Below are 26,464 nucleotides of genomic sequence, written 5' to 3' on the forward strand. Positions count from 1 at the left end.
AAGGGAGTCTTATCATGGATAGAAGAATTAAAAAAAACCAAACAGCCATCATGAATGCATTAATTCAACTGATGGCTGAAAAAGATTTTGAAAAAATAACGATCAACGAAATCGCAGAGCGTGCTGATGTAAACCGCGGAACGATTTATTCCCATTATGCGGACAAATACGATCTGATGGATAAATGCCTGGAGGCTCAGCTCCAGCAACTAATCGAAAGCTGCTCCGCAGTGGAGGATGAAACCGAACCCAATCCCTCGAAGGCGTCATTGCTCCGCACGCTGGAACAATTGGAGGAGAATGCTCTTTTTTATAAGACTTTATTAAGAAACAAAGCTCTGCTCTCCTTTAGAAACCAATTACAAGAAATGATAAATGAGCAGATTAAGGTACAATTTTTAGAAAACAATTTTAATCTCGATGAGCTGAGTAAAGATATATCTGTGCAATTTTTAAGTTCGGCGACTGTCGGAGTGATTGAATGGTGGTTTACCCATAGTAATCCTTGCTCTGCAAAAGAAATCACTGAAAAGTTATGGTCCATGCTCGATCTAAATCTGCAGATGATCCGTTCTCAAGCTTGAATATGTTCTCCCATATCCATCTCATAAATGGAGCTGATAATTTTTTCAATGGGAATCTCCTTAATGGATATATCAAGGATCTCTACCTTTTCGCTAAGAATATGCAGAAACTCGCCCATTTTACATTGCTCGGTATCGATCAGCAGCTCCACTTCGTAATCCGATATTCTTTCCGATATCTGAGTGCCAGGCAGATCAATATTTCCAATAGTTGTGGCGGCTGAAAGCCTAACTACTTTTTGGGCACCCAGATGCAGTCGAAGTTCAGAGAACTTGTCGTCATATACTTTTTTCCCTTGATGAATTATAAGTACTCTTTGAACCAAACGCTCTACATCTTCCAAGTCATGTGTTGTCAGAATAAATGTGGTGCCTTCCTGATTCATTTGCTTAATGAATTCTCTGATTCTTTGTTTAGCTATTACATCCAGCCCGATCGTTGGCTCATCTAAAAAAACCACAGGTGGTGAATGAAGCATCGCCATAATAAACTCGCATTTCATTCGTTCTCCCAGGGAAAGGGTGCGCGTGGGCTTAGTAATAATATCGCCAATCTCAAACATGTTTACAAATTGGTCTAGTCTTGTACGAAAGTCGTTCGTAGGAATATCATAGATTTCCTTGTTCATATAAAAGCTATCCAAAGGGGGAATGTCCCATATTAACTGCGATTTCTGTCCGAACAATACCCCGATTTGTTTTACATATTGATTTTTCTGCTTATGAGGGTTGTACCCTAGAACATTTATTTCGCCCGAGGTAGGATAGAGAACGCCTGTCAGCATTTTAATAGTCGTAGATTTCCCTGCACCGTTTGGACCCAGAATGCCAATGATTTCTCCTTTTCCAACACTAAACGAAAGATCTTCTACAGAGGTAATTATCGATTTTTCACGGTGAAACAGACTTTTAAATACACTTTTTGCATCTTGTCCACGGTGATAGGTTTCATATTGCTTGGTTAAGTTCTTGACGGTAATAATGTCCAAGTGAAATTCTCCTTCTTAGATCTTAACTAATCTTTTATCCTCCGGCGCTTTTGTAACTGCGAAGCATATATGTATAGAGCCAAATTCCGAAGGCAGCAAATAATACACAAGGAATAATCGCTATAAAAAAATAGGGTTCCCATCGGCCAATCAGTGTAGATGCTGGAAAGTAGGCAATCATGGAGACCGGAAACAGAAAAGAACTCACAGCTACGACTGCCTTAGGAAAAATCGTCCCTGGATAACGTCCAAAAGACTTAATGCTCTCAAACATCTCCGGCAAGCGGGAATTCGCCACCCATTTGAAGGAAATCGCTGCCACAATAAGCGCCACACCGAACATAACAAGCAGCCCTGCACCAAACAACAACAGGAACAATAACCAAGAGCCTATGGTCATCCCATCGATTCCGCTAAGTGCGTATACGAACATGATTACTCCTCCACCTAAAAGCCCGATACTTTCGAACTCAAAAGATCTGGCCAACAGCAGAAAAAGGCTCGAGGTCGGTTTAATTAATACCACTTCCAAAGTCCCTTCTACAACATGAGACATCGTATTCCACATAATTCCGTTAAAAAAAATCCCGGCACAAGCCGTAGACAGAATAAAAACGGATTGAATTAACAGCGCCTCTTTAAAGGTCCATCCTGCAAATGAAGCATTCGAATTATAAATAAATACCGTTACTAGAGGAAACAGCACATTCCCTATGAGCATGATAAGACTATTAAAAATAAAGTTAACACGATAAGTGATAGCAGAAGCAATATTCGCCTTCATGCAGGTTTTATATATTTGATACATACGTTTCATGCGCCCACCCCCGTAAAATGCTTAAGCGACACCGCATACAGCACCCGGCAGACAACTCCGGCAATAATTACGGCTATGAGCTGCAGCAATAACACTTGAGGAATAGGTAAGCTTATATCAGCTAAAGTATAGCTACCTGTATAGACCATTGCTGGAAGAAAGGCCGTATATTGAAAGGGTAAGAAAAAGGATGCCATTTGTAAGGATTTTGGGAAAAATACTAATGGAATCAGCGATCCTGAAAATATCCCTTCGCAGAGATTAAAAAAATTACGAATACTAGAGGATTGCACCATCCAAAAGGCGACCATTCCAATACTATAATGAATGAAAAAATTCATCATAAACGCCATAGCTATTGAAAGAATCGCGTATAGTAAATTTGCGGGTAAGACATCAATATGAAAAATAAAGAAAAAGATCATAAAGCAAGGTAAAAATTCAAACAAAAGCCCAAGTACCCTATGCCCTGCCTTCTGAGATAAAGCAAAGAACATATGATTTAGCGGTCTTAACGAAAACGTAATGAATTTCCCGGTACGAATAAGCATTTGTAAATTCCAATCGGCAAAATCCATAGTCAGATAGTTGATCAACATCGTAGCACAAAAATAGGAAAGCATTTGGGAGAGTGACATCCCGTTGATGTAAGATTCCCCGCTATAAACAGCGCTCCATATATAATACTGCACTAAAAAGTACACTGGGCCTACAAAAATAGAAACCATCGAATGCGTCCTGTACGCACTCCATTCCTTATAAGTAACAAAAGCAACCGCCCTCATAATGCGAAAGCGGTGCTTTATCATCTCAAACATAAGTCACATCCTGCCTATCTATAGATATCACATAAAAAAAGTCTTTTTCTTATTCGAGTCCGGACCAGATCACATTGTTTGTACCGAAAATCCCTCTACCGTCCCATATATTTTTATGAAAAGGGATATACCAAACGGCAATCAGCTTTTCTACCGGATCAACGACCAAAGAACAAGACCCCCATCCTTCGTGAAAAAAAGTGCCTTCAGAATAAGATGTACTTTCATTATATCGAAGGTCTGGCCCAAGACCGTATGGTCTATCCGCTCCTCCATCTCCCCATGCGTAGTTTGGAATTTTTTCAGAATTGAACCGCTTGGTCATTCTCTGAACAGCCATCCGACTTAAGACATGACCCCCTTCGTATTCCCCATGGTTAAGCAGCATGATTCCGAACTTTTGTAGATCATTAACGGTTGAATACAGTCCCCCACCAGTTCCGGGAGTCTTGATTTCTTCCTCAGACCTTTGTTCTTCATCCGTAATTTCCCCGTTTTGCAGCTTCTGAAGATATTCCTTGGCTTCTTCCGAACGAATAGCGATCCTACCAGCTTTCTCAGGCGGTATATCAAAGAAAGTATCTGTCATGCCTAACGGTTTTACAATGTGGTCCATTATGTAATCTTCTGCAAAAACACCTGTTATTTTCTCAATAATTGCACCAAGAACCACGTATCCAAACGAGGAATACATCCATTGAGTCCCTACCGGAAAACGAATGCCATAGGAAAGTCCAGCTTTAATCCAGTTTTCTTTTCCAAGCTCTGATTCATAAATATACCACCATGCACTTTTATAGTAAGTATCACTTATAGTTCCATGATCAGGTGCGATGCCGGAGGTATGAGTCAGTAAATGAGCAATTGTAATCGGCTTAAAAGGGTCGGCATCAAACTCTGGAAGAATAGAACTAACTGGTTGTCCCATAAAAATTTTTCCATCATCTGCAAGCTGCCAGATCGCTGTTGCCGTAAACAGCTTGGTAATAGAAGCGATTCGAAAAATTGTATCCGTTTTCAATTCTTGGTCGCTATCTTCTTCGTAACTGAAGCGTCCCCCCGCTCCATTAGCAAATATTTTTCCATAACGACTAAGAGAATAAATATAGCCATCGGCTACTTTCTTATTACAGAGATCCTCATAAAAATGATTAAGTGCCTCTAATCGGTCCTCCCTGTAATTCACTTCGTTCAGCTTGCTAAGCTCTGTGGATGATAACATTATTCGCACTCCCCCTTATTATTCAATAAAATACATGATGCATAAATATCTTGCAATAAAACCCAAATAATTGAAAGGGTGATTTTGCATATAACTATTTTATACTGCTCCAATAATTCTGTAACAGCAATGCTGTAATCTCGTTAACGGTTTGTCGTTAGAGATTTAACTAGTGCCATTCCACTAACCAGACCAAATACTACCCCATCATGTATGCTTGCAAATTTGTAAATCTCTATGTTCGAAATGTTAAAATACATTACTAAAATCGGATACATAAGCAGAAGAAAACTTGGAAGAAACACAATAAACAACAGCGGCCAATTAACAATAAAAGCTTTAGGTAATCCTTCTAACAACGCCAGATAGATCCCATAGACAAACGGGACAATAGCCGTGATCCACACAGTATTTTCTAATTGATAGTTCTTTTGTGCCTCTTCAGTGTAATGGCTAATTAGCGAGTTGCCATAATGTAATAAGAGCGCCCCCACTATGATCCAGACAAGATAATATAAAAATTTTGAATTCCGCATCTTCATGAAATCACTCCGTTTCTTTTTAGATAGTTCATTAGAATGTCTCTATTTAACTTACCATATAATCCATACTTTGGATATTGCATTAAAGTAAACTGGTCCTAACTAAAAAGGCTACCTCTCGGCAGCCCTTAAATTGAATTCCAACTCCCCTGGAGGATAAGTTTATCTGCGTGGCATGGTGACGCCTGCTTTGTTGTTATATTTTTCCGTAGCTTCCTTGATGACATCGTTACCGCCCTTAGAAAGCCACTCCTCCACAACCTTCGGCCAGTCGCTGATAGGTTCCTTGCCATATACCATCTTTACCATGTGCGTCAGCAGTACCGGAGGAGCCGTGTCCGAGTTAGGTGCAATGTCTGGATTCTTCACCAAGGCATCTAGCCGCGGGTCGAACTGAATTCCGTCACGGCCTTCATTAGCCAGAATAGTATCATATACATTGATCAAGCTTCTGCCTTCTTCTGTCATGTTAAGGACACCCTTATTATAAGTAGTATCCTGCACCATCCAGAGGAAAGACTGGCGGTAGCGCTCCTCATCTATAGCAGCGGAATCCGCAGGAGAAGTGTATACGATTTTGCCGTTCTCTTCCTTATAGGTTTCGTCCTTGATCCCAAAGGTAAAGAAGGTCTCAGCCTCTTCGCTCAACATCCAGTCAAAAAATTTCACGATATCCGCAGCATTTTTCGTACCTTCCTTGATAAAGTAGGTGCGCGTAGCGGAGCCGTACAAGTAGGAGCCTCCTTTTCCATCAGTTCCCACTGGCGAAGGAATAATCTCCAGCTTGGCGGATGGCGTCGTAGCCTTCAATTGTTGCTCCCACTGCAGAAGCTCGTTGGCATTCATCGTCCACATGCCCGCTTTTCCTGAGAGAATCGCATTTTTGTAGTTGGTCGGGTTAATGGTGGCAAATTCCTTGTTGATCAAACCCTCTGTATACATGGTGTTGTAGGTCTGTAACGCCTTCATCATATTTTCGCTATCCATAAACTTCGGCTGAACCTGGCCGTTTACTTCCTCGAACATAGTCAGATACGGAAAAACATCATAAGCGCCAAAGAAAGCATCCGCATATTTGAAGTCTTGACGGCCCATGTACGGGTTCTCTATCCCCAGCTTTTTGAAGGCACGCAACACAGTCAAGTACTCATCGACCGTTTTTGGAACCTGCAAGCCGGTTTGATCCAGCAGGTCCTTGCGAATCCAAGTCGCCCGGCGGGAGGGATTGGACAGAAACTCCGGTATTGCGTAAATTTTCCCTTGATAGGTGACGTTCTCCCAAGCTTCCTTCGGGATTACTTTCAAAAGGTTCTGGCCGTTTTGCTGCAGCAGATCATCCAAGGGCATGAACACACCAGCTTCAACGGAACCAGCCATTTCCTTGCCATTTACGCCGCCCGAGCCTTGAACGACATCCGGAATATCATTAGTGGCGAACATCTGCACCATTTTCTGCTCGAACTCTTTATGAGGAACCAACACTATATCCAAGTCTGTGTTTGTCATCTCCTCCAGCTTTTTCACCCATTTGTCCTTATTCAAGTCGGGTGATTTCTCAACATAGTTAAAAGCCAGCGTCCGCATCGAGATCGAGAATTCAGTTTTCTGCGGCGTATTTGACGAACCTCCGGCAGTCTCTTCTTTGTCCTTGTTCGAGCAACCTGCAATAACGGTAGCACCCATTACGGTAGCCAGACAGATGCCAATCCATTTTTTCATAATATAACCCTCTCCTTGTACAATGGGGTGTATACGTAAATGAAGATATTTTAAGGCTAATAAGCTTTTGGGATCTCAACCCGGTGGGTAATTCCCTGATTCGTAAAGTAGACATGAACCCCATGGTCCTGATCGTCCATAAAGTACGATACGTAATCCCGGCTTCCTGATTTTTGGGGAATCAGAAGAGTAACGATCCGATGACTTACGGCCTCTTGGGTAGAGGCAGTCAAATGCCAATGCTCGGGCAGCCCTTCCCATTCTTTCGGATCTACATCTGTAAATTGATTGCTTTGGCTAAGTGTCATTTCTCCCGAGGAACTATAGACAAATCTGCCCTCCATCTGAGCTTTTTTACCATTTACTTTAAAAGATTGTTCCTTCAACTTCATGGGATACAGTGTATGAAACAGCCAATCCAATTTTCCCGGACGTTCCAGCTCGACACTGTCTGCGATAACAAAGTAAGCGCTATCAAAGAAAAATATTTCCCGCACATACCGCTTGATATAGGGTACATTCTCGCGGTAGGCTTCGGTGGCATCCATTTGCGTGTAGTTGATTCCGGGCGTACTATACGCCTTCAACACCTTGCCGTAGGCTGCCATGTTCTTCGACTTGTCCGTGCCAGCATATTGGCCTTTGCCGTCAATAAGAATTGCGTTCTTGGAGCGGGTCTGCCTGCGCCACTGCATATGCATCGTACTGTTGAATGCAACGTAATAGCCGCTTTCAATAGCCAAAGGCTCGCCGAAGGCATGCAGCAGGAAGGCGTTTTGATCCCCATGGCTATGGCTCACAGAGCCGTAACGGCTGCTCTTGGTCAACAGCATGATATGTTCCTGCGGATCCTCCATCCGATGATGCATGGCGACCCATCCCACATCCTGAAACCACTTCAGAGGTTCTGCAGCCACCGGTGGCTCTGAAGAAATCTGCGGATAATCCGTGCGATAAACCATCTCATCGAACCGGAAATCCCACCAGCCGTAGTTATAGAAGATCATCTGGGTGTCAGGGTTCAGTTCCTTAGTTTGCTCAAAATACCATTGGTACTGGCCATTCCCGGTTAAACCGGCGAATTGGCGGATATTGAAGCCCGTCTTGAGATTGACCGGATCTCCCAGTGACGATTGATCGCCGAAGCTGGCCCTCACGGTATCCGGACTGAAGCAATAGAGCGGAAAGTCACCGGTTTTGCGAAAGAAAGGACGGTCATAGAAATTGATTGCCATGTATTTGCGAATTAGATTGAGCGCCTCCGTAACGAATGCCATCTGAGTGGTCCAATACATCGGACCTTCGGCCCACCCGCCATCTTTGCCACCCCATGGAGTATACATGGCGGAGAAGTACTCCAGCGTATAATCAAGCCATTCCTGCGCCTTCTCCTCCTCACCCAACATGGAAATACAACACGGTACGAGTACAGAGGATAAAGAGCGGATCGCATGGCTGTCATAAGGAACTTGATGGATGCGGGAACGTTCGATGACATGGAATGCGATCTGCCCGGTTCTTCGCAGTAGCGCCTGCCTTACCTTAAGGCGTTCTTCTTCCACCAGAGAGCCGTGAAGCCAATCATAGCCCCATGCCAACGCTCCGGCTATGCGAAAGGAGCATTCATCATTGTAATCCCGGCTGGTGGTACCATCCGTGTTCCAGCTTGCCGCATGAAGCAGCCACTCTTTAGCTTTGGCGATAAGCGCCTCGTCCTCCAACACAACTCCAGCTATAGCAAGATGCCGGACAGCATAGAAAACTTCCTGGCAGTCCATATACATCTGCCGCCATAGTGTGGCGACACGCTTATTATCTGGATACGGTGCAGGCTCGGGAATAAGCTCGCGCTTTGTCCAGGGTAAAACGGAATGCTTCAGGAAGTCATCCCAGCCAGTGGAAATGGGGTCTTGGCGGACAACTTCCCGGTAAGACGGAAGTTGCTCCGCTTGAAGCCATAGCCGCGGATGGTGGGCGGAAGCAGTTGAATATCGTTCTGTACGGGAAGGCAGTGGCGTTAGCGGCAATTCATCCTCCACCACAAAAGCTCTTACTTTACTCCACTCGGAACGGATATCATTCTCCCCGATAAGACTGTATCGCCAATAATACGAGCCGGGCGCCAACGGCTTATCCGGGGTAAACAAATTATAGGGAATTCTGCTGTAGGTCAACGTACCTTCCGGCTCAAATCCAGTGTTTGAGGAGATCTGCAGCTCGTACATACTCTCTTCTAGACATGCAGGCATCCAAGTAAACCGCGGAGGATTCTCTCCAACATCTGTATGTTCATCTGGCCCATATGACAGGTCGAGTACGCCGCTGGTAGGTTGAAATAAAGGTTCTAACATCTCTACTCCTCCGTATTCCGGGACTTTTCCTGAATCAGTCCCGCTTTAGGGTCAAGGCAATAGACCACTACTTGCCCAGTTGTTGCTATTTGGATTCGGGGCGGTTCGCCCACCTGACTCACTAGCTTCAGTACAGCAGGTTCGTGACCGTCCCGATAAACCGTAATAAAATTAACCGACGGTCCTTTGTGCCGAAGCATAATACCTCGTAGCAATCTACTCGGGTCTTCGGCATTACCCGGTGTGCGGATTTCATACATAGTGGAGCCGGGCGCCAGTAGAGTACTCGTGGATACTTCATACTCCCGGCCGCTGCTCACTCCATCATAACGGATATTCCACTCCGTATTTAACGGACAATCCGTCTCATTTTTCATTGCGGACAGTACTTCTACTGAGCCATAACCTGCTTCCAGACCAAGGACTGCCGGAGAGTCCGTCTGGACACGGTGAAGGTCGAACGGTAACAGCAAATGTCCCGTCGGATGAAACCATAAGTCCACTTCCTGATCCCGCTCCGTCACCTGCTCAACATGAAACCAATCCAGCAGCCAACCGCCGGCCAATACAAGATGCCGGTCTAGAACAACTCCTTCATAGGCGCCGTCTGAGCGAATCCATAAGTACGTAGCAATGCCTTCCTGACGGAATTGACAGCACCTTCCGGTATGTGGAGCTTGGGAGCGCCCTCCGATGGTAACCGTGTTATGGCTCGCGGTTTCGGAATACCATTCCTTCCGCAAAACAGATCCATAAGGAACCATGCCCAGCTCGGGAGCAACCTCCCCCCATCGGTGCATAATCGTGATATGAAGCTTATCAAAATGCCCATGTGATCCGCCATGCTCTCCGAAATCCGCCAGAACGGACAACGGATTGCCCGGGTGGCGGAGCACGGCGAATCCGGAATCCGGCAGTAGAACAGAGTCTCTCACCCTGTAACTGGTCTGAAGTTCCTTACTCTCACCTGCTCCATACAGCACTGCCTCCAGACCAGTCCTTAATTCCTGTCCATATAGATACCTATAAGCATTCGCCAGTATTGGCTGGAGACTCGGGTCTTTGTAAACCGCAATACCTATTTCAAATACTTCAGCAATTTCTCGGGCGAAAGGAACGCGCGCATAAGGACCATCATGCACGGCTGGAAGCTCCCCGTTATCGCCGCTAAGCTCTACCAGCAACTGAAACATGCCACGGATGGATTGTCCCTGATCTCCTTTGGCAGCATAGAGGTCAACCCCAAAGCGCCCGGACATCTCGGCTGCTATGAGATAAGCCCGCAATACAAAAATGTGGTAGTACGTGCTGCCTTCAAATTCAAAGCCATCTGGCTTCACGCCAATGGACAGATGATGATAGAATCCGCCTTCTCCCTCCAGCAAAGAAGCAAGCTTTTCTCTGGTGCCTTTGGCGGCATATACACAAGCCAGGCTAGCGTTCAGCCATGCGGTATAATTGTTCTCTGCATTCTTCTTCTCGTAAATGAGGATGTGGCGGTATTGCTCCATGCTCTCCTCCAGCATCGTGAAGAATGTTTGAAGCCTCAACTCTTCTTCCTCAGTGAACGTTACTCCATAGTCCACAAGAAGCAGATAGGCCCGAATAAGCGTGGTGGACCAGATAGCCTCTGTCAGCGCCTGATGAAAGGCACGGCCACTAAGCATCCAGGGTTGGGCATCGGGATGAACCGGATACAAGGGGAACTGCTCTGCATAACCGACAAGAATCTTCCGGGCTAAGCTGCTATAGAATTCTTCTCCGTCTGCGGCGAATACCGCGGCAGCTTGCAGGGCGTATCGCGCCATCGCCTGATGCCGGTATACCAGCCATGCTCCCCGGTAGGGTTCACCTTCCAGCTTGCAGCCCTTCGGGCAAGAAAAAACAAACGCATCTTGCTCCATAACATCGAAGATTAGCTCAGTATGATGCTGGGGACATACATATTGGTGCCACCAGCCACCAGGCTCTGACGGGAGCAGAATCTCTTCTCTCCGGAAGGGATCCAGCTCCATTTTCAATTTATCCACCTCAAGACCAACCCAGGAAAAAGTATCTGCTTTCTCCTTAAGGTTCATCATCGCATGAACAAGCCTCCGTTAATTTCAATAATTTCGCCTGTCAGATAATCCGACAGCTCTGAAGCGAGGAAGAGTGCCACATTGCTCACATCCTGTGGAGCACCTTCCCGGCCCAGCGGAATCTTTGCAATCGTTGCCTGTCTTGCCGCATCCGCAGTAAAGGTAGCATGGAAAGCGGTCTGACCGATAAATCCGGGAGAGATAGCGTTTACATTAATTCCATGAGGACTCAGCTCTTTGGCAAGTCCCTTGGTATAAGACCATACCGCAGCTTTGCCCGCTGCATAAATGGAAGCCCCCGGTCCGCCGCCGTCATGGGCCGCAAGGGAAGATACATTGATGATTTTACCGCTTTTCTTGGCAATCATTCCTGCTGCTACGGCTTTGCAGGCAAACACGCATGATTTAAAATTGACGTCCATCACCTTGTTGTAATGCTCTTCGTTCATTTCAGTATTTGGAACCCTATTGATCATACCGCCTGCATTGTTGACGAGAATATCGATGGTTCCGCCGAAATGCTCCTCTATTTCCTTTACCATATTGTCCAATTGGGCAGGACTTGTTGCGTCTGCCTGAAAAGCATGAGCTTCTCCTCCGGCCTGACGGATCGCGTCAACCGTCTCCTCCGCAGAACCAAACAAATAGTTTACCGCCACTTTGGCGCCGGAAGCAGCCAAAGTCTCCAAGATTTGTCGGCCTATCCCTGCATTGGACCCTGTAACAAGCGCAATTTTACCAGTCAAATCAATTTTCATTGCATATTTCCTCCTAGTAGTAGTTTTTTCTGAAAACATCTATCTTCTCACTCCGCAGGCATAGATAAGATCAGCCGGGTTCCCTCATTCTCCACGCTTTCGACACTTAACCCGTATTGTTCACCGAACACCATTTGAATTCTCCGGTGCACGTTCATGAGCCCGATTCCACCTCTATGATAGAGGGAATCTCCTTCCGTATCCGCCAGCTGATTCAGATTCAGCTTCTCACGAAGCTTATCAAGCCGTTCGCGGGACATCCCTGCGCCGTTATCCTCTACAAGAACTAGAAAACGGTCTCCCTCTATTCTGGCGTCGATTCGAATATAGTGCTTGTCTTCAATTCCCTCGGGAAACGCATGCTGAAAAATATTTTCGATCAAGGGCTGAAGTGTCAGCCTGACCATCTTAGCCAGTAGCAGCGTCGGCGGAATCACTACGTCAATTTCGAACTCTCTGCCGATCCGGTGCTTGAGAATCGTCATGTAGCTCAGTACATGATTAAGCTCATTGGCAATCGTAATTTCCTCCAGATTAGTTTGGATGGAGTAGCGAAGCATGAATGCCATGGCCTCCACTATTTCTGTGATTTCATCCGAATCCTGAACGACCGCGTAACATTTGATAGTCTCTAATGTGTTATATAGATAGTGCGGATTAATCTGCAGCTGGAGTGCCTGGAATTCAGCTTGATGACGCTCCAGAGCCTCCTTCTGGGTGGTAAGCTCCGCTTCGTATACCCGCTCAATCATTTCGGACAGCCGGGTCACCATGAGGTTGTAGCTGCGCATCAATCCCCCCAGCTCATCCTGACGGCCGTTCATCTCAAGCCTGCGCCACTTGCCTTTTTCCGTTTCCCTCATGCCCTCCTTAAGAATCAGGATGGGCTTCGTGATGGATCGTCCGAACCAGGTTGCAAGGAGCAGTGTGCCTACAAGCGTGAGAACTCCCACCACCAGCGTGGTCGTACGAATGGTAGAAATAGGCTTGCGCAGCTCACCAACGGGTATGGATACTACAAGCTGCCATTTGGAATATTCGGATTTTCTCGACACGAACAAATACTCTTTCCCGTCTACTTTTTCCACCACAGAGTCATTTGGGTGTTGAAATACGTTCTGAATGTGCTCAGCAGATAACCCAGGGTGGTTATTATTCCCTTCCGCCCGATAGAGGAGTTTGCCGAATTCGTCCATGATAAAGTAGGACCCGCCCTGTCCCAGATCAAGAGGTTCCCATATGCGGGCCAGATCCTCTGCCTTAAATTCAATGGCCACTATACCTTTAGGACGATAGGAAGAGACCCCTCTGATTCGTCGGACCATCGTAATAATGTTCTTATCCCCTTCATTCATCACATTCGTGTTGAGAATGGTGATGCGGCCGCTCTCCGGCGTATGTTCGCTTAAGAAACGGTAGCGTTCCTGAGGATGAAACTGCAGGCTATGCGCCTGATAGGAGTTATCATCGCTAATGGCCTTGCCGTGTTCACCGATGATGTACATCAGATTAATCTGAGGATACAGAATAAACAAAGAACGAAACAAATACTTCTGAATGTCATTCGTATATTGATAGTAGGAGAAGCTATCCTCTGGGTCCATATCCAGGAACTCCTTGACTTGATTGTAGGACAGGATGGAATCGCTAGCCTTTTCATAATTTTGCAAATACAGATCCATTTGATAAGACGCACTTCTGATAACTTGGGCAATGGACTTCTCTGAAGACTTATCCAGCTCAGCCGAAGCCTGAAAATAGGAGATAAATCCAACCATGGACAAGGATAGAAGAATGACGGTGAGAAAGGAGGCGAACAGCTTGTTCGACAGACTCTTTCTCATCAATCGATCCCCAGCTGGTTGCGATACTCGGAAGGAGCCAGCCCGGTGAACTTTTTGAACGTTTTCGTAAAATGAGGATGGTCTGCATACCCGACCTCATAGGAAATATCGGTGATCCGATAGCTTGCATCGGCAAGCAATCTTTTGGCCTTCTCCATCCTGCGTTTTATGCGGTAATGTACAAAGGTCTCTCCCGTTGAGTGCTTAAACATCTGGCTGAAATAAGAGGCATTTAGTCCAAGCACTTCCGCCACTTCTTCCAGCGATACTTCCTGAGCGAGATGCTTTTCTATAAATGCTTTAGCTTCCTCTATCGGATCCTTCGCTTTACCCTTGCGCTTTCTACGAAGCTCTTCCAATATAGCTGCTGACGCTTCTGCGAAACAGTGGAATAACTGCTCAGATCCAGCTGCTGCGGACAAGTCTAATACGCTTTTACCGGGTGTAACTGAATTGACAAGCAGCTTCTTCACGAGCAAAGCGTAGCCCTCTTCCAGAAGCTCTTTTTGCTGACTTCGGCTCATCTTGCGCTGGAGGAAGTCAGTTTCCCATTCCTTCAGTACAAGGTACAGCCTCTCTTTATCCAAGGTCCAGATGGCATCATCCATACGCACGATCCATTCATCGAGCTTAGCGACAGAGACAAAACTCTCTAACTTCTCTCTATGCGCTTCCAGTTTGGCGATCACATTTTGAAGGTTCCCTTTGCTCACGGGTTTCAGGAGATATTCTTTCACTCCATAGGACACGCATTGGCGGGCGTATTCAAAATCCCCATAACCCGAGATGACAACAGTCTGAATATCCGTCTCCATCTCCGACAGCCGCCGGCACAGCTCCAGTCCGTCTACCTTGGGCATACGGATATCTGTAAAAAGAAAATCCGGCTGCTCCTCCATAATGAGCTGAATTGCCTCTTCGCCATTCTGGGCCAGCTTAATGTTATACGGATGCTCGCCGCATTGCTGGATCATGATAGAAAGTCCCTTTCGAATCATGGGCTCGTCGTCTACGATTAATACACATCTCATCCATGGATACCACCTTCCGATTCGTCTCGCTTAACGCGTTCCTATTCTACCACACTATGATAGATCAGGATTTGACGGATCCGACCATCATTCCTTTAACGAAATGGCGTTGAAGAAACGGGTAAATCATGATAATCGGAATAGTAGCGACAATGATAACAGCCATTTTAATGCCCTCAGGTGAGGTGTGGGCCAAAGAGCTATACACTGAGGAAGCCGGATCAATGCTGATATCGTCCGTCTCGAAGAGCTTCTTCAACATCACCTGCAGAGGCCATAAAGACGGCTTGTTGATATAATACAGAGCGCTCATGTACGTATTCCAGTGCCCGACGGCGTAGAAAATCCCCAATGAGGCCATTACCGGTTTGGACAACGGCAGTACCATGTTGACAATGATCCGCAGCTCGCCACACCCATCGATTCTAGAGGAATCTATCAGCTCCTGAGGCAGCTGCATGAAGAAGCTTCTCATCACGAAAAAGTTAAAAGCGCTGATGGCGCCCGGAATCATAAGTGCCCATAAGGAGTTCATAAGCCCCAAATTTTTTATCAGGATAAAATTTGGAATAAGAGGGGCGCTGAATACCATAGTGAACAATACCATCATGACGATGTATTTACGTCCTAGGAATTCCGGCCGCGACACCGGATAAGCGAGAGACGCTGTCGCAATCAGATTAATTGCGGTGCCCAGTACCGTAATATAGACGGAGACACCGAACGCCCGCCAAATGGAATGATCGCTGAAAACGTACTGATAATTGATCGCGGTAAATTCCTTTGGCAGCAAACCTACCCTGCCATTAATAATTGCTTCAGAGCTGCTAAAGGACTGGGCAATCACATTCAGAAACGGCAGAAACATAGCCAAAGCGAGAGCGGTCAGAAACAAAAGATTGAACACATTAAATAGATTCTGGCCGCGAGTATAGCGTACTCTCATCATCCCTACCTCCATAAAGAGCGATTAATACAGCGATTCACCGGTTGTTTTTTTGCTCAAAATGTTGCCGATGAGCACCAGAATGAGTCCAACTACCGACTTGAATAGCCCCACTGCTGTTGTATAGCTGTATTGCTGAGACAGCAGCCCCGCCTTATAGATATAAGTGTCCAGAATCTCCCCGTTCCCGGTATTAAGCGCGTTCAGGAATACCCATACCCGCTCGAAGCCAAGATCAAGAAATCTCCCGATATGGAGAAGGAACAAAATCATAATCGTCGGTATCAGAGACGGCAGTGTAATGGCTAAGGTTTGTTTCCAGCGCCCGGCTCCGTCTACTTCAGCAGCCTCATAAAGATCTGGGTTTATTCCTGCCAACGCGGCCAGATAAATGATCGTACCGTACCCGGAATCCCTCCAGATACCGGAACTGATCAAAATCGTGCGAATGTATGAATTTTCACCAAGAAAATAAATTGGTTCAAAGCCGAAGGCTTGTAAAACCTGATTCACAATCCCTGTTCCTGGGGAGAGGATACCCAAGGCGATACCGCTGACAATTACCCAAGACAGGAAATGGGGCATATAAACCACCGTTTGCAAAAACCGTTTGTAAAACACAAGCCGAATTTCATTCAGCAGAAGTGCAAGCAATATTGGAGCCGGAAAGGCGAATATAAGATCATACAAGCCTAGAAGAATTGTATTGCTCAAGATTCTTCCGAAATCCTGGTATTGAAACATCGTCCTAAAGTGCTCAAGTCCCACCCATTCACTGCCTGTAAAGCCTTTAAAAATGTTGTAGTTTTGAAATGCAATAACTGAACCAGCCAACGGCAAGTACTTGAAAATGATGAAATACAAGATCCCGGGAATCGCAATCACATAGAGTGCTCTGAATTTCCACATGTTTAAAAGCAAGGATCTTTTCGTGTCGGCTTTGTAGTTAATAAGGTCAACCCCAGTTAACTTAGCTTTCATAACCGTTTCCTACAGATCCTGTTTTCAGCAGGTTCGCCGGAGCATTCTCATCCAGGGGAATTTCTTGAAATTCGACGGTAATAAATCGTTCATCCCGTTCAATAATTCGGGATAACTCCCGCGTGAATACGGTGACTATCTCCTCCTTCTGCTCACTCGTTCGGCCTTCGTACATCCTAATCTCAATATGTGGCATCGGCCTTCCTCCATTTCCTTGAATAGTGAATGAATCTAACCTCATTCTACCTACAATAAAGCGCTTGCAATATGGAGTTTCTATGAGTGAGCTTGTGTTTTCTTTAGGGTATATTCGGTAACGGCCAACCCTCTACTACCACATGATCATTTTTGAAATAATTGCGACTTATACTGTCAATAAGATTCCCTTGCAGGATGATCCCTTTTCCAGCAAGAAGTCGAATGCCGTTCGTATTGCCAATCAGCGAATTTCCGATCAATTGAACGTCCTGCGGGTCGCCCGCTCCGATATCATTTGCTTTGCTGTCGCCGGGATCATGCTCAAGGGATACAGCCCAATAATTCGACGCAGTATTGTTGCGAATGATATTCTCCTTAATGATTGTACCTGGCCCGTTCAAAATCTGAATGCCTTTGGCGTCCTCTATATGAGTTGTATTTTCAATCACATTTCGCTCGATGACTGTATCCGGAGTGCCCATAGTTACATTGATTCCTTCTCTTGTATTACGAATCGTATTGTCATGGATATAGTTGCGCGGTCCTGACTTACTGTGATTGCTGGGTGCTGTACCCCCGGTGTTTCCCAGCCCGATCGCCGCGCCGTAGGGAATGTCACTAATCACATTGCCGTATATCTCGTTCAAATATTCGAGTTCTCCATGCAGATCGATGGCATCCAGCTTTGTATTCATAAACTGATTGTTTCGCAGAACATTGTTATGGGCAACAAATTGGATCAGCGCCCCATGCCGCAAATAAGGGCCTTCGAAATGGGAGTCCTCCACAACATTCCAAACCGTGTCGTTCTCATACCCGTTGCGGTCCTGTTTGGCCATGCCCTGAATCGACACACCATAGCCAGCACCGCCCGGACCTACATCTGTCGCATTTCGGAACGTGCTGCGGCGTACTACAATATCACGGCTGTTGTCGATACGCACACCCATACGTGAATACTTCTCTACAGTAACCCCATCAACCGTGATGTTGTATGACGGAACCTCACCAAAATTTGCGATGGTAATCATGCTGTCGGGACCACCTGCGTCCGGGTTGTTCACTTTATGATCCGTCGTGTAGACACCGTTCCAGGTAGAAGTCAATGTGAGATTAGATATGGACAGATCATGCTGTCCGGATACTTTCATCAGGGCGCTGTTTTTTACCTTATTGAGAGATGTCTTGAGGATGGTTGTTGATTGATCCTCACCGCGAAGGTTTACTCCTGACTTGAGCTTCAAATTGACAAGAGTATCCAATGTTGAGTTCAAATTATAAACCCCAGACGGCAAATAGACCTCATCGCCGGGCTCAGCACTGTTTATGGCAGCTTGAATAGCAATACCGTCATCTGTGTCGTTATCGGCGAGATCAGCATTATAGTCCAGCACGTTCAAGATGCGCCCAGTGGTAGTAGGTGAGGAATGAACCGGATGCACCGTACCCTCAGGTTCGGTTAATCCGGGAGCTGTGAATGGGATCGGTTCCCGGGGGGGATTAGGTGTGTAGTTCGGGATGCTGGCTACAGGTGTATCGCCATTTGCGAACGGCGCATAGATGTTTACCTCCGATAAACTTGTAAACGCGCTGCCATCAGAATTTCCAAGACCCACGATCCGCACATATCTGGCTTCTGTGTCAGGAAGATCAAAAGGTTGCATCTCTATGGTTCTGTACATGCTTGCACCAGTCCATATGGTAGTCCAAGCCAAACCGTCATTTGAAGTTTCGATACTCAATTGAGCCGTACGCGTGTCACCTTTATAAACGGCAATACCTAAATAACTGATCTGCTTCCGTTCGCCTAAATCGTATTGGACCCACGGGCTGTTACCTGCGGCGGACCAACGGGTGAACAAGTTATTATCGATGGTATTCGTTGCGATATTGCCATCGCTGTCGCTGGCTGTCACGTTTGCAATCGCGTAAGGAATGATGGGTTCTGTAAGCGTTGACCGCGTAAAAGAAAGCGGTACGGATGTATTGCCCGACTGATCCACCGCTTCAACCTTAAAGCTGTACGCCGTGCTAGGGCTAAGCCCAACGGCTGTGTACGTTGCACCGGTAACATTGGATAACAGGGTGTTATCCCGGTATACGCGATAGGAGCCGATACCTTGATTATCGCTGGCGGCCGGCCATGAAAGTTGAATGAACTCTGTACCTATATTGACTGCTTTCAGAGAACTTCCATCCGGCCAGGAAGGTTTCTCATGGTCGCTTGAAGGTGCAACCGCTTCTTGAACAACAAGCTGTGGACGGGGGTTGCTGTTGCCATTAGCTTCTTTCGAATAGACATTGAGGGAAATTCCAGTGCTTGCCGCATCACCAAGCAGAAAAGCGATATTACCGCCCGATGCGGACAATCTTTCTCTGACAAACTCGGACACATCGATGCTGTAAACCTGTGGAGCTCCTGATTTGTCTGCCGTTACGGTAAATTTCCCACTTAACGAAGCAATGGTCAGATCCGTGACAGGCGCATTGCTCCAAGTCAGCTCCGATTCAGTCCAATTTGTATCCTTTAGGCCGAATAACGAAAGTTCGAGGTCCGCATTGGATGAACCCTTTTTGGCAGCAACATTAAAAATGTACCTGTTTGCAGGATTGCTATATGAAGAGACATCAAATTTAAAATACACATATTTCTTGTTCTCGGCGCCAGAAGAAATACTGAACAATCCATTGCTGCTGCCCGTCGCGCTATTGAAGTTTACAGTGGGCTTGCTGCTGTCGATGACTGCATCGTCGCTCGGTGCCAGACTGGCTAGATCGCGGTATACAACCTCATCATCAGGTGTTGTTGCCATTCGATTCTTTACATATTGATCCATAAAAGCCCAAGCCTCGGCGCTTGCTTGCTCAGCCGCTTCGCCTATAAAACCGTGACCTTGTTTAGGTACAATTTTTACATCGACCACTTTCACGCCTGCATCCTTCAATTGATTGGAGAACGTAATGCTGTCCGTGTATGGGATCGTTGCATCCACATCCCCATGGCGGATGAAAAAAGGCGGATCGTCCGGTGACGCATAAGTGCCAGGCATGGCCAACCTTGCCTGGTCTGGCACAGAGAACGCGTCGTTCCCGCCTAAAAGCGCTTTTACAGATTTATAGCTATTAGCGAAGTTTGTTGTAAAATCCGCTGGACCGTAGAGATCGACAACGGCTTGCACTTGATCAGAATATTGCTGCCAACCGCCATTCCCTGCCAAATCCGGAACATTTACGGTATGTCCTGTATCCAATGTGATTGTCTCGCCTGACTTAATGTTCCCAGTCGTACCGAGTAGTGAGGCCAGATGCCCCCCTGATGACGAACCCCATACACCGATCCGACTCGGGTCCAGATGGTATTCTGCCGCATGCGCGCGCAAGTAACGAATAGCAAGCTTCACATCCTGAATTTGCGCCGGGAATGGCGCTTCCGGGGTTAAGCGGTAATCCAGCGATACTCCGATATATCCTCGCTTGGTTACATAGTTGCAGATACTGGCAAGGGCTTGCTTCCGGTCTCCGTGATTCCAACCTCCGCCATGAATGTATACCATCACTGGCACGGGTGCTTGAGGCAGGATCTTGGGTACGGCAATCGAAGTATAAATCGGCCGCGTTCCAGCATTCCCAATCCGCACATCTTCATACAGCTTAACGCCTTCAGGAACCACAAACGGCTTAGGTTCAGCCGGTGTAAGGATTGGCACCGGTGTCTCTGCGGGTGGTATTCCGGGAATCGCTTGAGCTTTGAGGGCGACACTATCAATGTACATATTCGCGCTCATAAGCTCCCCCACACGAACCCGGATTTTGACGTTCGGGTTGTTGTCAGCTCCGCTGCCCAAGTTTTGGACTTTGAGTTGGTTCGGCTCACTGTTCTTTTGTTCCAGCGTTCCTGGGGGCAGCTTAAATTCCTCCAACGTTGTCCAATTTATCCCTCCGTCACTTGACCATTCTACGATGACGCTTCCTCCGATGTAGGAGGATGCCCGTGTATAATAACTCAATTGAAGATTGCGGTACCCCGTCGAATTCACTGGCAGCGCCAATGCATCCTTGCCATCGATTTTCACCAGATTCGGTAAGGACGGGGCCGTGGACGAAACCGAAGTTTTCGCCATACTGTTTCCTTCGCCTTCCTGCAGCCAAGGCCCCGGAATGGCAATACCACCGGTAGATCCAAAATTGTCAGGGTCATCGAAGTTTTCCTCGTAGAGCGTAACATAGTCATCGGTTATTTTGTCTGCATAAACTTCAGTAAGCGCTTGCATTTCCAAAGGCGAATATAACAAAGCCAAAGCCAACAGTACTCTAATGCCCACTCGAAAAGCTTTCCTATATAGTCCGTTTCTCAAATGAATTCCTCCCTGTCATGGTATAGGTAATCACAAGCATTATGGAGTTCAAACCTCTTTTGAGGTGCAGCTTATTAATGTCGGGACAAAATCACACCGTCGTTATTGTTATAACGTTCTGTTGCTTCCTTGACGACATCACTTCCCCCTTTCTGCAGCCATTCCTCCACCACCTTCGGATAGTCGGAGATCGGCTTTTTGCCGTATACCATATTGATCACATGCGTCAATATAACAGGCGGCAATTTATCTCCACCTGGAGTGATGTCCGGGTTTTTCTGATAGCCTTTTACTTGCGGTTCAAATTGAATCCCGTCGCGTCCCTCATTCGCAAGTACTGTGTCGTAGAGCTTCATCAAATCTTTTCCTTCGGGTGTGAGACTAAGCGCACCTTTATTGTAGGTAGTATCCTGTACGAACCACAGCAGGATTTGACGGAACGTTTCTTCATCAACTTCATCAGCTGTTTTCGGTCTGTTATAGTTAATATTTCCGTTCTCTACAGTGTAGTTTTCCCCTTCAATTCCGAAGGTAAAAAACTTCTCCGCTTCGTCACTAACCATCCAGTTGAAAAACTTGACGATCCCGGCAGGGTCTTTCGCATTCTTGTTAATTAAATACGCTCGCGGCACCGTACCGACAAGACGAAGTCCCCCCTTACCGTCTGGCCCTGTGGGCGAGGCGATCAGCTTCATTTTACCAGTAGGCACCTGTTCTCTTAGCTGCTGATCCCATTGGATCAACAGGTTCGCATTCATGTTCCAGATGCCCGCCTTGCCTGCAAGAATATCGTTCTTAAATTTCGTGGGATTAATTGTGACGAATTCCTTGTTGATCAGTCCTTCGTCGAACATTGTCTTGTACGTTTGGATCGTCTTTTGCATATTTTCGATATTCATAAATTTCGGGACAATTTGATCCCCTTGTTTCATAAAGAAATTAGCAAAGGTATCGTAAGATCCGAAGAACATATCCGAATATACAAAGTCCTCCCGGCCCATATAAGGATTCTCCACACCCAGCTTCTTAAAAGCACGCATGACATTCAGGAAGTCATCTACTGTTTTAGGCTCTGGCAGCCCTGTTTGTTCCAAAAGATCCGCACGAATCCAAGTTGCCCGGCGTGACGGATTGGACAGCCATTCCGGAATCGCATAGATATTACCTTTCGCATCGGTCTCCTTCTCCCATGCCTCCTTCGGAACTTTCTTGAGAAGATCCTGCCCATACTGCTCAAGCAATTCATTTAGGGGCATGAATACTCCGGCTTCCACGGAACCTGCCAACTGAGGGTTCGTCAGCCCAGAGCTTGCTTGCACGACATCCGGAATGTCGTTGATCGCGAACATTTGAATCATTTGCGAATCAAAATTTTTCTGCTGCATCAAACGGATGTTAAGAACTGTATTTGTAAGGTCCTCCAGCTTTTTGACCCATTTGTCATCATTAATATTCGGATGATTGTCTGCATACGAAATGTTTCCGCTCCGGAACGATATGGAGAAAGCAGTGTTTTTTTCTGGACTCTCCTCTGCTTGCTCTTCTCCCCCCTTATTAGAAGAGGAACATCCATTCATAGAGACGGCTAATAATGAAACTCCCACCATGGTAAGCATCCAACGCTTCATTTCCATCAACTCCCTATTATAAAATTGGGGACACTTCAGTAGAATGACTAGAAGTTCGGAGGGGCTCGATCATGGGCCGCAACAGTTTTGCTAAATGCTCGCTCATTAACGTGTGTCCATAATCGGAAGGATGAATCAGATCGGAGGTCAGCGAGGTAAGATCGCGCATGACTGATGCGCCATCCAGCAGATGTAGTTGTGGATGTTTATTGCTCTCACAGTAACGAAGCAGCACTTCGTTAAAAATCCCCTCTTGGACATGAAGAAGATGGCCTGCATCAAGAAAATACGTTGCACGATTCGGATAAATCGTAGTAACGAAGACAGGTTTGTCAGGATGACGTTCGATAACCCGGTCCAGCATGTAAGACACTCTACGCTTGAATTCCTCGGGAGACACTACAGCACGCATATTGACACCAAGTTCAAGAAATAGAAAATCCCAATCCTCACGCTCAGCCAGATGATCGGCAACTACGTCCTCGCAATAACAAGATCCGCTAAGCGCAAGATTTAGCACATCCACACCAAGTCTGCGCGCTGTCTGCTGTAAGTAACCATTGAAATGATGCGTGGATCCCGCGCTCTGGCTGATGGAAGATCCATAGGCGAGCATTGAAAGCTTCGGTACCTCATCCGGTCTAGGCGCACGTACTTCACAATCAAAAGCATCCACATCGTAGAAAACAGCTCCGAAACGATCAAAATGCAAACGCCATACGTTAGAGGAAAATCCAGACTGATTCAGCCGCTTACTTGATACCTCTGTAAAACGTTCCGGCTCCTCCAAGTGCAGAGTAGTTACCGTACCCGCCTGCAGAAAATGCTGAGAATGAAAAAAATCCCCTCTGCATACCACAACGCGGCCGTTACTATCATTCGATCCGACAGTAACCCTAACATGCTTGGATTCGGTGACAAACCGCAATTCGCAGCCGTTCGATTGTATAGCTTTGGTTCTTCCTTTCTCTGACAAGCCATTGCGCACATGCTGCGGAAAACGCTGGAGATGCAATCCAGATTGATAGGGTTTATGAACCAGCTCCGAAACATTGTGAAAATAAACGCCTTCCTTTTCCATCTTTGCAGCTACACCACCTTAATAAAATCAAGTTCGCATTAACTCATATCTGACTTCTATTGCATCATATAATAACAATAAAAGCATAGTCAACATGTTTTTATGTTTATTATGAGTCATATATGAGTCAATTCTTGTACAACAAACAAATACTTCAACATAACAAAAAGCACAGATTCAGAATTGAACCTGTGCAGGATTTTCACATAAACTTTCAGTCCTCAAGAGTGCGGAGTCTCCTGATTTACCGCATTCAATATTTCCTCAAGCCTGCGGCATAACTCGTCGTTGTCCAGTAGACCTGATACAAACATCATGATATCGCGTTGAATCTTTTTCAACTGGAGGTTGCTTAAACCCAGCTCTGTAACCAGACGATAGGTAGGGAAGATCTCACGGTAAAGCTGAAAACGGGCCGGACGATACCCCACTTCCTCGCCTTCCCAATCCATCACCAAACGGTTGGCTGCAATATTCAGCGTCTTGCGCCTAATGATCAGTTGCGCCTCGTGTGAGGTGAGAAAATCGACGAGTAGCATGGATGCATCCTTGTTCTGTGATTTACTGTTAACCGCCAGTCCGTTTATAATCAGCAGCGTATCGGCATTTTGCAGCCGCGGCAATGGAGCAATATCGAATGCCAAATCGGATTGACGCAATTGATTCAAGAAGTAATAGGTCGTCATAATCATGGACACTTTGCCTTGCAAGAACAAGGCTTCCGCATCCGCATCGCTCTCGGACAATACGGCTGGAAATACATCCTTCATGCCTATCAGCTTTCGGATGGTTCCTAAACTGTCGAGTAGCTTTGAGCCGCTGAACCGGTATTTCCCTTCGTCATCCTGTTCTGCCGCAAACGTTGTGCCGCTTTGAAGCAGGAACAACGGCCACCGGTTACGAGAAGGCAAATAAAAATAAAAACCGTACCAGTCATGACCTTCTGCTACCTTTCGACCATTAGCGAACAAATCGTCCCAAGTCCAGCTACTGTCGGGTGGTGATACGCCGGCTTCCTTAAAATGCTGTTTATTATAACAAAGCACGACTGGAGAATAAATGAAGGCGCGAACGCGATTACCGTCACCGTACCGGAACGGGTCGGAAAGAAAACGATACGTGTCCGGCTGTTCCTCCATCGGCTCCAGCAGCTCCGTGCAGCCTTGCTCCAAAAAATCCTGATAATTGTTATTATTCATCAGTACGACATCCATGATTTCCGACTGCAAGTATTCCTTCAAAGATGTCGAGTAGTTTCCTGAAGACAACTCGAGCGGCTGAACGTCGATATGCGGATAGCGTTTGCCGAACTCATTCAGTAGCTCTTGCATCTCTACAAGCTTGGGGATGGTGTTCACATATCCGAACTTAATCGTCATTCTGCCTTCCTCTACCGGAGGAATTACCCGATTGCCAACACGCGGAATTTTCTCAATTAAGCCTTCATCCACCAGCACCTTAAGCCCGTTACGCACAGAAGCGTTACTAAGTCCGAAACGCACCTCTAAGTCACTTTCTGAAGGAAGATAACTGCCGATCGCTATACTTCCCGAATGAATTTCATGTCGCAAGGTTTGAATCATTTCCTCTAGCCTGATACGGAAAAATTTTCTGCTATTCCTTTTCTGCATTGGGTTTCCTCGCCATCTTCCGATTAATCGAGCCCATAGGGACAAGTTTATATAGTATTCATCATACTGAAATCCTTTGGGAACGACAAGTATCGGAGTGTGGCCCCATATAGCGTATGTTCTGCACCCACGGTGTCATACAGATCGGTCAATACACCGTAATCCTCTTAATACCCCATATAACTCTCCAAACCGGCTGGATCTATAATGAGCATTTGCTTGTTTCCGATTAGCTCAATAAGACCTGAATCTTCAAACCTTGAGAATTTTCTGCTAATAGTTTCGCGGGTGACCCCAACATAACTGGCCAGCTCTTCACGAGACAACGGAAGGTCAATATGAATATGAGTGCCACGCTGCTTACCATATTTGTCGCTGAGTTCCATGATCATATAAGCAATTCGTATTTCGGGATCTTTGGTCGCCAGGCTTTGCGCCAGATTTTCCGTATGGGCTAGTCTTTTGGTCACACTCTTCAGTAGTCTGAGCGAAATATCCGGATTATCCCTCATCAGCTGCTCCATATCCGTTCGGGTCAGCATACAAATGTTAGTGTCTTTCAGAGCATAAGCACTGAAATTACTCAGCTCATCGCTGTTAAAAATGCTCAGTTCCCCGAAAAAGTCTCCATTCGTCAAGATGTGCAAAATTTGTTCCTTGCCCTCAGGAGTTGTTTTGGATAATTTAACATGCCCTCGCTGAATAATGTACAGCGTATCTGACGGCGCCCCTTCCAGAATTAAAGGTTGACCTTTAGTAAATTTACGATGCTTGATCATAGCGCTGATCCGGGAGAGATCGTCATCGCTTAACGCAGCAAAAATAGGCACCTTGCGGGTACAAGGTTCAGCAGCGTATTGGCAAGAATGCTCCTTCATAACTGTCCCC

20 protein-coding genes are annotated in these 26,464 nt (G+C 46.2%); 1 reads left to right on the forward strand and 19 read right to left on the reverse strand.

The window, feature by feature from the left end:
* The first annotated feature begins 14 nt into the window (after nucleotides 1–14).
* Nucleotides 15–584: a TetR/AcrR family transcriptional regulator gene (locus MKY63_RS30530; RefSeq protein WP_036689376.1), complete on the forward strand. Its 570-nt coding sequence runs from the start codon at nucleotides 15–17 to the stop codon at nucleotides 582–584.
* Here the strand turns inward: MKY63_RS30530 and MKY63_RS30535 are convergent.
* From MKY63_RS30535 to MKY63_RS30625, 19 genes are all read right to left on the reverse strand, one after another.
* Nucleotides 575–1,573 (reverse strand): ATP-binding cassette domain-containing protein, encoded by a 999-nt coding sequence (locus tag MKY63_RS30535; protein ID WP_244886461.1) that lies wholly within the window; start codon nucleotides 1,571–1,573, stop codon nucleotides 575–577. The genes MKY63_RS30530 and MKY63_RS30535 overlap by 10 nt on opposite strands.
* 34 nt (nucleotides 1,574–1,607) lie before the next feature.
* Nucleotides 1,608–2,390 (reverse strand): ABC-2 family transporter protein, encoded by a 783-nt coding sequence (locus MKY63_RS30540; protein WP_038569881.1) that lies wholly within the window; start codon nucleotides 2,388–2,390, stop codon nucleotides 1,608–1,610.
* Entirely contained in the window at nucleotides 2,387–3,208 is an 822-nt protein-coding gene (locus MKY63_RS30545) for an ABC-2 family transporter protein (RefSeq protein WP_036689371.1), read from the reverse strand. Before MKY63_RS30545 ends, MKY63_RS30540 begins: the two co-directional genes overlap by 4 nt.
* Before the next feature lie 49 nt (nucleotides 3,209–3,257).
* Nucleotides 3,258–4,430 carry a serine hydrolase domain-containing protein gene (locus MKY63_RS30550; RefSeq protein ID WP_038569878.1) on the reverse strand — a complete coding sequence of 391 codons (1,173 nt, stop codon included), beginning with the start codon at nucleotides 4,428–4,430 and terminating at the stop codon, nucleotides 3,258–3,260.
* A 143-nt stretch (nucleotides 4,431–4,573) separates the two neighbouring features.
* Nucleotides 4,574–4,972 carry a hypothetical protein gene (locus MKY63_RS30555; protein ID WP_036689366.1) on the reverse strand — a complete coding sequence of 133 codons (399 nt, stop codon included), beginning with the start codon at nucleotides 4,970–4,972 and terminating at the stop codon, nucleotides 4,574–4,576.
* Nucleotides 4,973–5,134: 162 nt separating this feature from the next.
* Nucleotides 5,135–6,691, reverse strand: coding sequence for an extracellular solute-binding protein (locus MKY63_RS30560; RefSeq protein WP_076104620.1), 1,557 nt, complete (start codon nucleotides 6,689–6,691; stop codon nucleotides 5,135–5,137).
* Nucleotides 6,692–6,747: 56 nt separating this feature from the next.
* Entirely contained in the window at nucleotides 6,748–9,042 is a 2,295-nt protein-coding gene (locus MKY63_RS30565) for a DUF4962 domain-containing protein (RefSeq protein ID WP_076272643.1), read from the reverse strand.
* A gap of 2 nt (nucleotides 9,043–9,044) precedes the next feature.
* Complete coding sequence (locus tag MKY63_RS30570; RefSeq protein ID WP_339810949.1) at nucleotides 9,045–11,123, reverse strand: heparinase II/III family protein; 2,079 nt, start codon at nucleotides 11,121–11,123, stop codon at nucleotides 9,045–9,047.
* The gene (locus MKY63_RS30575; protein WP_076143279.1) at nucleotides 11,120–11,881 is read right to left on the reverse strand and encodes a glucose 1-dehydrogenase; all 762 of its coding nucleotides are present in this window, start codon (nucleotides 11,879–11,881) and stop codon (nucleotides 11,120–11,122) included. Before MKY63_RS30575 ends, MKY63_RS30570 begins: the two co-directional genes overlap by 4 nt.
* Nucleotides 11,882–11,928: 47 nt before the next feature.
* Nucleotides 11,929–13,725 (reverse strand): histidine kinase, encoded by a 1,797-nt coding sequence (locus tag MKY63_RS30580; RefSeq protein ID WP_339810951.1) that lies wholly within the window; start codon nucleotides 13,723–13,725, stop codon nucleotides 11,929–11,931.
* The gene (locus tag MKY63_RS30585; protein ID WP_038569866.1) at nucleotides 13,725–14,756 is read right to left on the reverse strand and encodes a response regulator; all 1,032 of its coding nucleotides are present in this window, start codon (nucleotides 14,754–14,756) and stop codon (nucleotides 13,725–13,727) included. Before MKY63_RS30585 ends, MKY63_RS30580 begins: the two co-directional genes overlap by 1 nt.
* Before the next feature lie 64 nt (nucleotides 14,757–14,820).
* A complete protein-coding gene (locus tag MKY63_RS30590; protein ID WP_094902792.1) occupies nucleotides 14,821–15,705 on the reverse strand; it encodes a carbohydrate ABC transporter permease in 885 nt (294 codons plus the stop codon).
* 21 nt (nucleotides 15,706–15,726) lie between these two features.
* Nucleotides 15,727–16,683: an ABC transporter permease subunit gene (locus MKY63_RS30595; RefSeq protein WP_036689353.1), complete on the reverse strand. Its 957-nt coding sequence runs from the start codon at nucleotides 16,681–16,683 to the stop codon at nucleotides 15,727–15,729.
* On the reverse strand, nucleotides 16,673–16,879 hold the full coding sequence (locus MKY63_RS30600; RefSeq protein ID WP_076143285.1) for a tautomerase family protein: 207 nt from the start codon (nucleotides 16,877–16,879) through the stop codon (nucleotides 16,673–16,675). Before MKY63_RS30600 ends, MKY63_RS30595 begins: the two co-directional genes overlap by 11 nt.
* 103 nt (nucleotides 16,880–16,982) lie before the next feature.
* On the reverse strand, nucleotides 16,983–21,236 hold the full coding sequence (locus MKY63_RS30605; RefSeq protein WP_339810956.1) for an alpha/beta hydrolase fold domain-containing protein: 4,254 nt from the start codon (nucleotides 21,234–21,236) through the stop codon (nucleotides 16,983–16,985).
* Between the two features lie 74 nt (nucleotides 21,237–21,310).
* Nucleotides 21,311–22,864, reverse strand: coding sequence for an extracellular solute-binding protein (locus MKY63_RS30610; RefSeq protein ID WP_339810959.1), 1,554 nt, complete (start codon nucleotides 22,862–22,864; stop codon nucleotides 21,311–21,313).
* Between the two features lie 16 nt (nucleotides 22,865–22,880).
* Nucleotides 22,881–23,945 (reverse strand): GDSL-type esterase/lipase family protein, encoded by a 1,065-nt coding sequence (locus tag MKY63_RS30615; protein WP_339810961.1) that lies wholly within the window; start codon nucleotides 23,943–23,945, stop codon nucleotides 22,881–22,883.
* A gap of 221 nt (nucleotides 23,946–24,166) precedes the next feature.
* A complete protein-coding gene (locus MKY63_RS30620; protein ID WP_339810963.1) occupies nucleotides 24,167–25,576 on the reverse strand; it encodes an extracellular solute-binding protein in 1,410 nt (469 codons plus the stop codon).
* 167 nt (nucleotides 25,577–25,743) lie between these two features.
* Nucleotides 25,744–26,454 carry a Crp/Fnr family transcriptional regulator gene (locus MKY63_RS30625; protein ID WP_339810966.1) on the reverse strand — a complete coding sequence of 237 codons (711 nt, stop codon included), beginning with the start codon at nucleotides 26,452–26,454 and terminating at the stop codon, nucleotides 25,744–25,746.
* Nucleotides 26,455–26,464 lie beyond the last annotated feature (10 nt).

This window comes from Paenibacillus sp. FSL R7-0189 (assembly GCF_037969925.1).
Lineage (GTDB): Bacteria > Bacillota > Bacilli > Paenibacillales > Paenibacillaceae > Paenibacillus_AQ > Paenibacillus_AQ odorifer.

Excerpts from the sequence above, each read along its gene's own strand:
- MKY63_RS30530 (WP_036689376.1), top strand. The coding sequence starts at position 15 with ATGGATAGAAGAATTAAAAAAAACCAAACAGCCATCATGAATGCATTA.
- MKY63_RS30540 (WP_038569881.1), bottom strand. The coding sequence starts at position 2,390 with ATGAAACGTATGTATCAAATATATAAAACCTGCATGAAGGCGAATATT.
- MKY63_RS30545 (WP_036689371.1), bottom strand. The coding sequence starts at position 3,208 with ATGTTTGAGATGATAAAGCACCGCTTTCGCATTATGAGGGCGGTTGCT.
- MKY63_RS30550 (WP_038569878.1), bottom strand. The coding sequence starts at position 4,430 with ATGTTATCATCCACAGAGCTTAGCAAGCTGAACGAAGTGAATTACAGG.
- MKY63_RS30555 (WP_036689366.1), bottom strand. The coding sequence starts at position 4,972 with ATGAAGATGCGGAATTCAAAATTTTTATATTATCTTGTCTGGATCATA.
- MKY63_RS30560 (WP_076104620.1), bottom strand. The coding sequence starts at position 6,691 with ATGAAAAAATGGATTGGCATCTGTCTGGCTACCGTAATGGGTGCTACC.
- MKY63_RS30565 (WP_076272643.1), bottom strand. The coding sequence starts at position 9,042 with ATGTTAGAACCTTTATTTCAACCTACCAGCGGCGTACTCGACCTGTCA.
- MKY63_RS30570 (WP_339810949.1), bottom strand. The coding sequence starts at position 11,123 with ATGATGAACCTTAAGGAGAAAGCAGATACTTTTTCCTGGGTTGGTCTT.
- MKY63_RS30575 (WP_076143279.1), bottom strand. The coding sequence starts at position 11,881 with ATGAAAATTGATTTGACTGGTAAAATTGCGCTTGTTACAGGGTCCAAT.
- MKY63_RS30580 (WP_339810951.1), bottom strand. The coding sequence starts at position 13,725 with ATGAGAAAGAGTCTGTCGAACAAGCTGTTCGCCTCCTTTCTCACCGTC.
- MKY63_RS30585 (WP_038569866.1), bottom strand. The coding sequence starts at position 14,756 with ATGAGATGTGTATTAATCGTAGACGACGAGCCCATGATTCGAAAGGGA.
- MKY63_RS30590 (WP_094902792.1), bottom strand. The coding sequence starts at position 15,705 with ATGATGAGAGTACGCTATACTCGCGGCCAGAATCTATTTAATGTGTTC.
- MKY63_RS30595 (WP_036689353.1), bottom strand. The coding sequence starts at position 16,683 with ATGAAAGCTAAGTTAACTGGGGTTGACCTTATTAACTACAAAGCCGAC.
- MKY63_RS30600 (WP_076143285.1), bottom strand. The coding sequence starts at position 16,879 with ATGCCACATATTGAGATTAGGATGTACGAAGGCCGAACGAGTGAGCAG.
- MKY63_RS30610 (WP_339810959.1), bottom strand. The coding sequence starts at position 22,864 with ATGAAGCGTTGGATGCTTACCATGGTGGGAGTTTCATTATTAGCCGTC.
- MKY63_RS30615 (WP_339810961.1), bottom strand. The coding sequence starts at position 23,945 with ATGGAAAAGGAAGGCGTTTATTTTCACAATGTTTCGGAGCTGGTTCAT.
- MKY63_RS30620 (WP_339810963.1), bottom strand. The coding sequence starts at position 25,576 with ATGCAGAAAAGGAATAGCAGAAAATTTTTCCGTATCAGGCTAGAGGAA.
- MKY63_RS30625 (WP_339810966.1), bottom strand. The coding sequence starts at position 26,454 with ATGAAGGAGCATTCTTGCCAATACGCTGCTGAACCTTGTACCCGCAAG.